Here is an 8,239-nt window from a genome sequence, read left to right as displayed (position 1 = left end):
GGCGAGGACGCGGCGTCAGCGCGTCGACCCGCTCGGCCGGCCGCTGCGCAGTCCAGGACTATGGCGACGACTTCACCGTGAAGTGCCGGACGAGGTGGACGCCCAGCGCGCCCGCCGCGTGCTGGAGGAGCTGCGCCGCCGCCTGGAACAGCCCCTGCGGCCGCAGATCGAGCTCGACTATCTGGAGCGCCTGCTGAAGGGGCTGTGAGCCGGCCGGCCCCTGCGCCCCGAAGGCCGTGAAGCACCGCGCCGTCATGCCCCGCTCATCCGGGGCATCCACTTCCCCGCCTGCGGGCGGCCGAAGGTGAAGCGTCGGACGAGCCGCGACGTGGATCCCCCGGACAAGCCGGGGGATGACGGCGGTGAACGTCGGTGAGGGGAGCGGCAAGCCTCCAGCTGCCGATCATGCTCCGTGACCGGAGCATCCTCGCACCCGCACCGCCGCGCGGCCGGCCGCGAAAAAGGCCCTCCGATCAAGCCGGAGGGCCACGGCCGTGAAGCGGACAGACGCCGCGGGCAAGTGCAGCGCAAGTGCAGGGCGGGCGGCGAGCGCCCGGCAGCGATGCCGCCGGCGATGTCCCGGAACGATACGCATCCGCCACGGAACCGTCGGTCCCCGGCGGCGGTGACAGAACGAGGCCTGAACGAAAGCGGCGCGAATCGCTGCGCCGGCACGGTTGGCCGTTCGTTCCGCAGCGCTGGGCGCTGACACGGCCTGATCCCCTGAAGCAGCGGCTCCGGCCGCGGTCACGGCCGGAGCGCCCGCCCCTCAGGTGTTCATGGAATCGAAGAAGTCCTGGTTGGTCTTGGTCTGGCGCAGCTTGTCCAAAAGGAACTCGATGGCGTCCACCGTGCCCATGGGATTGAGGATGCGCCGCAGGACGTACATCTTCTTGAGCGTGTCGGCCGGGACCAGCAGCTCCTCCTTGCGGGTGCCGGAGCGGGTGATGTCGATGGCCGGGAACACGCGCTTGTCGGACACCTTGCGGTCGAGGATGACCTCGGAATTGCCGGTGCCCTTGAACTCCTCGAAGATCACCTCGTCCATGCGCGAGCCGGTCTCGATCAGCGCCGTGGCGATAATGGTCAGCGAGCCGCCTTCCTCGATGTTGCGCGCCGCGCCGAAGAAGCGCTTCGGCCGCTGCAGGGCGTTGGCGTCCACGCCGCCGGTCAGCACCTTGCCGGAGGACGGCACGACGGTGTTGTAGGCGCGGCCCAGGCGGGTGATGGAATCCAGCAGGATCACCACGTCGCGGCCGTGCTCCACCAGGCGCTTGGCCTTCTCGATCACCATCTCGGCGACCTGCACATGGCGCGAGGCCGGCTCGTCGAAGGTGGAGGAGACCACCTCGCCCTTCACCGAGCGCTGCATGTCGGTGACTTCCTCCGGCCGCTCGTCGATCAGCAGCACGATCAGGAAGCATTCCGGATGGTTGGCGGTGATGGACTTGGCGATGTTCTGCAGCAGCACCGTCTTGCCGGTGCGCGGCGGGGCGACGATGAGGCCGCGCTGGCCTTTGCCGATGGGCGCCACGATGTCGATGATTCGCGGCGAAAAGTCTTTCTTGGTCCCGGTCGGCTCTTCGTGCTCGAGCTTGAGTCGCTCGTCCGGATAGAGCGGCGTCAGGTTGTCGAAATTGATCTTGTGGCGCGCTTCTCGGGGTCCTCGAAATTGATCGTGTTGACCTTGAGCAGCGCGAAATAGCGTTCGCCCTCCTTGGGAGAGCGGATCTGGCCCTCGACCGTGTCGCCGGTGCGCAGTCCGAAGCGGCGGATCTGGGAGGGGGAGACGTAGATGTCGTCCGGCCCGGGCAGATAATTGGCCTCCGGCGAGCGCAGGAAGCCGAAGCCGTCCTGGAGCACCTCCACCACGCCCTCGCCGATGATCTCGGTCTCGGTGGCGGCGAGCTGCTTGAGGATCGCAAACATCAGCTCCTGCTTGCGCAGCGTGCTGGCGTTCTCCACCTCGTTCTCTTCGGCAAAGGCGAGGAGTTCGACCGGAGTCTTGGACTTGAGGTCTTGAAGTTTCACTTCCCGCATAAGGGAAAGCCTCGATATGTCTTTGGGATTTCCCGGTCCGATCAGGGTGTGATCGCAGCCGGTGGGTCTGGATGGACGGGAGATCGCAGGTCTTCAGGGAGAGCCGGCCTGAGCCTTCACCTGACGCGCGAGCCGGCCCCATTCTGGGATCGCACCCATGACGGGATCGCGGCTGTGGGACGCACGTTTGCCTGCGTTGAGGAAAGCAGCGCGAAGATAGGGGGCTGATTTCCGCCGCGCAAGCCCTCCCAAAGCAGGATCGGATCAAATGCGACCCGCCCGATCGGCAAATCGCACTCTAACTTCATGAGATTGAACGCTTCTTCGCATCCAGGCGCGGTGTAAGCCGATCGCCGCGCGCGCTCGCGTCGCAGGCGACATCAAAAAGGTTTGACCACCACCAGGATGACGATGCCGATCATCAGCACGGTGGGCACCTCGTTGGCGATGCGGAAGAAGCGCTGGGAGCGGGTGTTGCGGTCGTTCGCGAAGTCGCGCACCCAGCGGGACAGAAAGCCGTGCATGCCTGACATGGCGAGCACCAGCGCGAACTTGGCGTGGAACCAGGGCGCCACATACCACCAGCCCTCATAAGCGAGCCACAGGCCGGCGAGCCAGGTGACCGCCATCGCCGGGTTGATGATCGCCTTGAGCAGCCGGCGCTCCATGACCTTGAAGGTTTCCGACTGCGCCGAACCCGCCGGCGCCGTGCAGTGGTAGACCATCAGGCGCGGCAGATAGAGCATGCCCGCCATCCAGGAGATGACGGCGAGGATGTGCAGCGCCTTGATCCACTCGTAGAGCATTCCCGTCCCCGATATTCACCAGCCGATGAAAAGGCTTGCGTTCACAGCGCCCGGCGCACGCCCTCCACCAGTTTTTCCACATGCGCGATCGGGGTTTCGGGACGGATGCCGTGGCCCAGGTTGAAGATGTGGCGCACGCCCAGGAAATCGCTGCGGATGCGGGCGATCTCCTCCTCCAGCGCGGCGCGCCGGCGATCAATCGCAGCGGATCGAGATTGCCCTGGAGCGCCACCTTGTCGGAGAGGCGGGTGCGGGCCGCGCGGCGGTCCGCCGCCCAGTCGAGGCCGATGGCGGCGATGCCGGTCGCGGCCATGCGCTCCAGCGCCTCCAGGTTCGCGCCTTTCGGAAAGGCGATCACCGGCACGCTCGGATGGCGGCCGGCGAGCGCTTCGACGATGCGCGCCATGGGTTCGGCGCACCAGCGCTCGAACGAGGCGGGATCGAGCACGCCGGACCAGGTGTCGAAGATCTGCACCGCATCGGCGCCGGCCTCGATCTGCCCGCACAGATGGGTGATGGAGGCCTCCACCAGACGGTCGATGAGGCGCTGGAACACGGCCTCGTCGCGCAGCGCCAGCAGGCGGGCCGGGGCCTGGTCGTCGGTGCCGTGGCCCGCCACCATGTAGGTGGCCACCGTCCAGGGCGCGCCGCAAAAGCCGATCAGCGCCGTCTCGTGCGGCAGCGCCGCCCGCGTCAGCGCGATCGCCTCGTAGACCGGGCCGACCTTGGCGCGATCGAGCACAGGGGCGAGGGCCGCGATGCCGGCCTGGTCCGTCACCGGCGCGAGCCGCGGTCCCTCTCCGGCCTCGAAGGTGAGGTCGACGCCGAGCGCGTGGGGGATGATGAGAATGTCGGAGAAGATGATCGCCGCATCGAAGCCGAAGCGGCGGATCGGCTGCAGCGTCACCTCGGCGGCGAGCTTCGGCGTGTAGCACAGGTCCAGGAAGCCGCCGGCATGGGCCCGCACTTCCCGATATTCGGGCAGATAGCGCCCGGCCTGGCGCATCATCCAGAATGGCGGCGGGTCGAGCGGCTCCCCGCCCAGCACCTTCAGGATGCGCGATTGCGTGGCGCGCGGCAGGGTCATCCCCATCCCTTCTAAAAAGAGAGTCTATTTATAAAAGAGAGTCTTTGGAGTCTTAGGGGTTGATTAACCATTCGCAGGGCCGTCGACAACCGATCCACAGACGGACACGCCACCGCACCCCCACTTGATGCGTGTGCGAAGCCGGCGAAACGTCGGTTAATGAAGGGTTAACGCCGGGCAGCCAGCGGGCGTCCACATTCCCCCACAGGCCGGCGGTGAAACGGCTCCACTCCGGCTTCATTGTGGATGACGATCCCCGTTCTCCCCGCACTTGCCTTCCCGGTCGCGAGCGGGCATGGCTTCTCAACAGGCTTTCACAGGACCGGTGGACAAGCGTGAGCGCAGTGAAATCGCCAAGCGAAAGCTACTTCCACCTGCACCTCGTGTCCGATGCCACCGGCGAGACGCTGATCAATGTGGGCCGGGCCGCCTGCGCCCAATATGCCAACGTGCTGCCCATAGAACACGTCTACCCTTTGGTCCGTTCCATGAAGCAGCTGGAGCGGGTGCTGTCCGAGATCGAGAGCAATCCCGGCATCGTGCTCTATACGCTGGTGGACAAGGAGATCCGAGAGCGCCTCAAGGTGCGCTGCCGCGAGCTGGGCGTGCCCTACATGTCGGTGCTGGCGCCGGTGGTGCAGCTGTTCCAGTCGTATCTCGGCGGCGAGCCGACGCCGCGCATCGGCGGCCAGCATTCGCTCGACGCCAGCTATTTCAAGCGCATCGACGCGCTCAACTTCACGGTGATGCACGACGACGGCCACATGACCGACGACCTGGAGGCGGCCGACGTGGTGCTCCTCGGCGTCTCGCGCACCTCGAAGACCCCCACCTCCATCTATCTCGCCAACCGGGGCATCAAGACCGCCAATATCCCGCTGGTGCCCAATGTGCCGCTGCCGAGCAACATCGAGAGCTTGAAGGCGCCTTGGTGGTGGGCCTCGTCGCCAGCGCGGAGCGGATCGTCGAGATCCGGCAGAACCGGCTGCTCGGCCTCAATGCGGCCAGCGGCAGCACCTCCTATACCGACCGCGAGGCGGTGTCGGAGGAGATCAACTTCTCGCGCCGCCTGTGCGCGCGCAACGGCTGGCCGCTGATCGACGTGACGCGGCGCTCCATCGAGGAGACCGCCGCCACCATCGTCGCCTTGCTTGCGGAGCGGCGCCGCCGCGCCATCGCGGAGACCTGATTTCCCATGACCTTATGGCGCGGCGAGCAGCCGCTGATCCTGGCGTCGAAGAGCGCGACCCGGCTGACCCTTCTCGTCCATGCCGGGCTGCCGGTGGAGACGGTCGCGGCCGACGTGGACGAGCGCGCATTGGAGGCCGACGCGGGCGATATCGAGCCGGCCCAGGTCGCGCTGCTCCTGGCCCGGGCGAAGGCGCTGGGCGGCGCCAGGGCGGCGCCGGGCCGCATCGTCGTCGGCGCTGACCAGACCCTGGCGCTGGGCCCCGAGATCTTCCACAAGCCGCGCACCGTGGAGGCCGCCCGCGACCAGCTTCGGCGCCTGTCGGGCCACACCCATGCGCTGCATTCCGCGGTGGCGGTGGCGTTCGACGGCACGGTGGTGTTCGACGCGGTGGTGAGCGCCTTCCTGACCATGCGCGCGCTCTCCGACGATACGCTCGACACCTATCTCTCCGCCGCTGGCCAGCGGGTGCTCACCTCGGTGGGCGCCTATCAGTTGGAGGCGGTGGGCGTGCACCTGTTCACGCGGGTGGACGGGGACCACTTCACCATCTTGGGATTGCCGCTGCTCCAGCTGCTCGCCTTCTTCCGCGAGCAGGGGCTGCTGCCGTGAGCGCGGAACGAGGATAGGGCCATGACCACCAGGGTCTGCATCACCGGCCAGCCGGTCAGCTATTCCCGCTCGCCGCTGCTGCACGGCTTCTGGCTGAAGGAGCATGGCATCGACGGCTTCTACGGCCGCGAGGAGGTGCCGCCCGAGACTGCGCCGACTTCTACCGGTCGCTTGCGGACCGCGGCTATGCCGGCTGCAACGTGACGGCGCCCAACAAGGAGATCGCCTTCTCGGTGCTCGACGAGGCGGACCCCTCCGCCGTCGCGCTCGGGGCGGCCAACACCCTTTGGCTGGAGGGCGACCGGCTCTGCGGCGCGAACACCGACGGCTACGGCTTCCTCGCCAATCTCGACGCCACCGTTCCCGGCTGGGAGGGCGCGCGCCGGCTCGCTCTGGTGCTCGGCGCGGGCGGCGCCTCGCGGGCGGTGGTGCGGGGGCTGGTGGAGCGCGGCTTCGACCGGGTGCTGCTGGTGAACCGCACGCTGGCGCGCGCCGAGGAGGTGGCGAAGCCGTTTCCCGGTCAGGTCCACCCCAAAGGCTGGGACGCTGTGCCCGCGGCGCTGGCGGAGGCGGACATCCTCGTCAACACCACCAGCCTCGGCATGAAGGGCGCCGAGCCCATGGCCATCGACCTTGGGCCGCTCCGCGACGACGCGGTGGTGAGCGACGTGGTCTATGTGCCGCTCATCACCCCGCTTCTGAAGCTTGCGACCGCGCGCGGCCTGCGCAGCGTGGACGGACTCGGCATGCTGCTGCACCAGGGCGTGCCGGGCTTCGAACGCTGGTTCGGCGTCCGGCCCAAGGTGAGCGAGGCGCTGCGCGCCTTCATCATCGAGGACCTTCGCGCCAAGGGCCAGCTGGAGGCTTGAGCGGTGTGGATCCTCGGCCTCACCGGATCCATCGGCATGGGCAAGTCCGCCACCGCGGCCATGTTCCGCGCCCTCGGCGTGCCGGTGCACGATGCCGATGCGGCGGTGCACCGTCTCTATGAAGGCGCGGCGGTTGCGCCGGTGGAGGCGGCGTTTCCTGGCGTGACCCGGGACGGGGCCATCGATCGCCCGGCGCTCTCCGCGCGGGTGCTGAACGATGCGGACGCCATGAAGCGGCTGGAGGCCATCGTCCATCCCTTGGTGCGGGCGGAGGAGACGGCCTTCCTGGAGGCCGCCCGGCGCGCCGGCGCCCGGCTGGCGGTGCTCGACATCCCGCTTTTGTTCGAGACCGGCGGCGACGCGCGGGTGGACGCCATCGCGGTGGTGAGTGCGCCGATAGCTGTGCAGCGCGCCCGCGTTCTCGACCGTCCGGGGATGACGCCGGAGCGTTTCGAGGCCATCCTCGCGCGGCAGCTGCCGGACGCCGAGAAGCGCCGCCGCGCCCATTTCGTCATCGACACCGGCCGCGGCTTCGAGGCGGCGCGCCGTCAGGTGGCGGGCGTGGTGCGGGCGCTTTCTGGGCCCGGCCGGCGGGGGTGAGGGGGACAGGATGCGGGAGATCGTGCTCGACACCGAGACCACAGGCCTGGAAGCCCATGGCGGCGACCGGGTTGTGGAGATCGGCTGCGTGGAGATGGTGAACCGCATCCTCACCGGCAACGTCTTCCACGTCTACATCAATCCCGAGCGCGACATGCCGGTGGAAGCCTTCAACGTGCATGGGCTTTCCAGCGAATTCTTGTCCGACAAGAAGAAGTTCATCGAGATCGCGGATGACTTCATCGAATTCATCCAGAACGACACCCTGGTGATCCACAATGCCGCGTTCGACATCGGCTTCCTGAACGCGGAGCTGGAGCGCGCGGGCCGGCCGGTGATCGCCCGCGACCGGGTGATCGACACGCTGGCGCTGGCGCGGCGCAAGCATCCCGGCGGCGGCAACCGCCTCGACGATCTGATGAACCGCTACGGCATCGACAGTTCGCGCCGGGTGAAGCATGGCGCGCTGCTCGATGCGGAGCTGCTGGCCGAGGTCTATGGCGAGCTGCTCGGCGGGCGCCAGGCGAGCCTCATCGGTCTTGTGGAAGAGGTGTCGGAGGCGCCGCGCCTGGTGTCGGCCGCCATCGCCGCCGCGCGCCCCCGCCCCATGCCCCTGCCCTCCCGCGTGAGCGCCGCCGAGGCCGAAGCCCATGCCGCCTTCGTCGCCGGCCTGGGCGAGAAGGCCATCTGGCTCAGCTACGCGGAACGCGCGCCGGCCGCACCCGAGAGCGCGGCGGGCTGAGGCGCTCGACAATCAAGAGTTGTCGAAACGCCGGACACCATCGGAAAAATCGATCGCGTAGGAAGCCCCAGGACGGCCGATCACCCCTTTGTCCGAGGCGAAGGTCGTCCAGCGGAAAAACGCCCGCCGGTGACTCTCTGAGCGAATCTGAGAGGGGGTGTCGTCCGCGCCCCGGGCGCCGGGGCGCTTCAGGCGGAAAATTCCGCCAGCGCCGCCGCGATCCCTTCCGGCGCCGTCACCGGCAGCGAGCAGCGTTCGCCAACGCACACGAAGGCCGCCCCTTCCGCCGGTGCG

At 68.1% G+C, this 8,239-nt stretch carries 5 protein-coding genes and 4 pseudogenes; 6 read left to right on the top strand and 3 right to left on the bottom strand.

From position 1 onward, the window contains the following. Positions 1-208 (top strand): DUF4175 family protein (locus AC2W7M_RS14910; RefSeq protein ID WP_486133032.1); only part of this gene is annotated, 208 nt, incomplete at its 5' end. Between the two features lie 561 nt (positions 209-769). Here AC2W7M_RS14910 and rho read toward each other — a convergent pair. The 3 genes and pseudogenes from rho to hemE all read right to left on the bottom strand — a co-directional run bounded on the left by rho (position 770) and on the right by hemE (position 3,927). Continuing rightward, positions 770-2,040 (bottom strand): annotated as a pseudogene (gene rho / locus AC2W7M_RS14905) (transcription termination factor Rho). Positions 2,041-2,420: 380 nt separating this feature from the next. Continuing rightward, a complete protein-coding gene (gene hemJ / locus AC2W7M_RS14900) occupies positions 2,421-2,846 on the bottom strand; it encodes a protoporphyrinogen oxidase HemJ (protein WP_486133031.1) in 426 nt (141 codons plus the stop codon). 41 nt (positions 2,847-2,887) lie between these two features. Further along, a pseudogene (gene hemE, locus AC2W7M_RS14895) lies at positions 2,888-3,927 on the bottom strand (uroporphyrinogen decarboxylase). Between the two features lie 350 nt (positions 3,928-4,277). Here hemE and AC2W7M_RS14890 point away from each other — a divergent pair. From AC2W7M_RS14890 to dnaQ, 5 genes and pseudogenes are all read left to right on the top strand, one after another. Further along, positions 4,278-5,122: pseudogene (locus AC2W7M_RS14890) on the top strand (pyruvate, water dikinase regulatory protein). 6 nt (positions 5,123-5,128) lie between these two features. Beyond that, positions 5,129-5,734 carry a Maf family protein gene (locus AC2W7M_RS14885; RefSeq protein ID WP_486133030.1) on the top strand — a complete coding sequence of 202 codons (606 nt, stop codon included), beginning with the start codon at positions 5,129-5,131 and terminating at the stop codon, positions 5,732-5,734. Positions 5,735-5,755: 21 nt separating this feature from the next. After that, positions 5,756-6,603: pseudogene (locus AC2W7M_RS14880) on the top strand (shikimate dehydrogenase). A 3-nt stretch (positions 6,604-6,606) separates the two neighbouring features. Beyond that, positions 6,607-7,203 (top strand): dephospho-CoA kinase, encoded by a 597-nt coding sequence (gene coaE, locus AC2W7M_RS14875; RefSeq protein ID WP_486133029.1) that lies wholly within the window; start codon positions 6,607-6,609, stop codon positions 7,201-7,203. 10 nt (positions 7,204-7,213) lie between these two features. Then, on the top strand, positions 7,214-7,945 hold the full coding sequence (gene dnaQ, locus AC2W7M_RS14870) for a DNA polymerase III subunit epsilon (protein ID WP_486133028.1): 732 nt from the start codon (positions 7,214-7,216) through the stop codon (positions 7,943-7,945). Positions 7,946-8,239: the final 294 nt, after the last annotated feature.

It is taken from the genome of Xanthobacter sp. BG11Y11_SDJG, assembly GCF_057364445.1.
The sequence above is the reverse complement of the archived record's forward strand: the minus strand, read 5'-3'. Positions and strand labels throughout refer to the sequence as shown.